This window comes from Bradyrhizobium jicamae (assembly GCF_001440395.1).
Classification (GTDB): Bacteria; Pseudomonadota; Alphaproteobacteria; order Rhizobiales; family Xanthobacteraceae; genus Bradyrhizobium; species Bradyrhizobium jicamae.
This window is the reverse complement of the sequence record NZ_LLXZ01000036.1, coordinates 1-1,685: the sequence shown is the minus strand read 5'-3', so window position 1 is coordinate 1,685 and position 1,685 is coordinate 1. Positions and strand designations below refer to the sequence as shown.

At 62.4% G+C, this 1,685-nt stretch carries 1 protein-coding gene and 1 pseudogene; both read right to left on the bottom strand.

What is annotated here, in order from left to right:
• The coding region (locus tag CQ12_RS06005; protein WP_283807353.1) for an RNA polymerase sigma factor region1.1 domain-containing protein at positions 1-697 on the bottom strand (697 nt) is incomplete at its 3' end.
• 339 nt (positions 698-1,036) lie between these two features.
• Positions 1,037-1,685 (bottom strand): annotated as a pseudogene (locus tag CQ12_RS06000) (DNA primase); the annotation flags it as partial.

Here is a 1,685-nt window from a genome sequence, read left to right as displayed (position 1 = left end):
CAGCCTCGCCATTGGTCGCAGCGCCCTCGGCGGGGGCGGCGATCATCGCCGGGTTCATGTTGTTCTTGGCGTCGGGGCCGGCATAGGTGGCTTCGAGATCGATGATGTCGCGAAGAAAGATCTTTCCTTCGTTGAGCTCATCGCGCCAGATGATGATGGCCTGGAAGGTCAGCGGGCTTTCGCAGAGGCCCGCGATCATCGCCTCGCGGCCGGCCTCGATGCGCTTGGCAATCGCGATTTCGCCTTCGCGCGACAGCAATTCCACCGTGCCCATCTCGCGCAGATACATGCGAACGGGATCGTCGGTGCGCTCGCCGGGCTCGGACTTCTTGACCTCGGTGACGGCCTTCGCCGTGACCTCGACAAGCTCGTTGTCGGTGTCGTCGTCGGCCTCTTCCTTCTCGGCCTCCTCGTCGGCTTCCTCGGCCTCCGAGACGTTGATGCCCATGTCAGACAGCATCGACATGATGTCTTCGATCTGCTCGGGCGAGGTGGTATCGGAGGGCAAGACTTCGTTGAGCTGATCGAAGGTCACGAAGCCGCGCTTCTTGGCCTGCTTGATCATCTTCTTGACGGCGGCATCCGAGAGGTCGAGCAACGGCGACGGTGCGTCGGGGCTGTCCTTCTCAGGGGCGTCCGCTGCCTTGTCGTCTTTTTCCTTGTCCTTAACCTGCAGCGTCTTTGCCTTGGTGGCCATTCATCAAGCTCCCGAAACGCGCTTCATGCGGGCGTGCTCGCACCGGCCCGCAAGTTGTTCACTCATTCGTCCGAAGTGACGTCGTGCGATCGTCACCTCGTTCTGTTCATTCGCCTTCGCATGACGAGAGGAAAGCGGCACCCGCTTTTCCGCACCATGGTTACGACGCGCAAAGGGCGGCGCAGACCGTCGCCACCCCGAATTCCAATTCGTCGGTTTCTGTCTTTCGTAGCCCGAAGGCCCTTAAGCTTCGCTTAACCCTGTTTTTGCCGCCAAATCATGGATTTGGCGAGTCTTTTCGCGGGCCAGCCCAAGGCCGTCCGCATCATTTTTTAAACGTCAAACGCTTTTACGGAACCGGCCCGAAAGCTCCCCAAACCCCTCGATCAGGGCCTCGGTGCCGTCGAGGGAGTCCAGCCGGGCGCTGACATCCTTCAGCCATGCCAGATTGGCCTCGCTGGTCTCCTCAGCCAACGCCAATTCGGCATCCTTCTTTTCCCTAAGTAGGGCATGTGTTTTCTGATGCAAGACAACCAGTTGCTGCCAGGTCGCCAAAACATCCTCACGGGCCGCGCCGGGCCGCGCGGCCCACACCGCACCGGTCGTGATCGCGCGCTCAACCCGTTGAAGAACCTCGCTTAATCCACGCGCCTCGAGATCGGCCCGCATTTTCTCGGCCTGCTCTTCGACGTCAGGAGAATGATGATGGTCGTTGGCGAAGGCCGCAATAATACCGGCGCGGAGCTTGTTGGCCTCGGGATGGGCCAGTTCCAGGGCGGCAACCTCCTCCAGATGATCGTGCAACAGCCAGGGGTGGTTAATGAGGGATTGCAGGATCAGTGCCTCGCGGCGGGACATCGCGCTGCGCTGTCCCCGCATGATCGGGCTGGTCGCGAGCTGGGGGCTCGCCGCCTGGTAGGGGCCGGGCGCGATCCCCGGGGATGCCCCGGGGCGGCCGCCGCGGGGGGCGAATCGGCCGGCCGGAGCC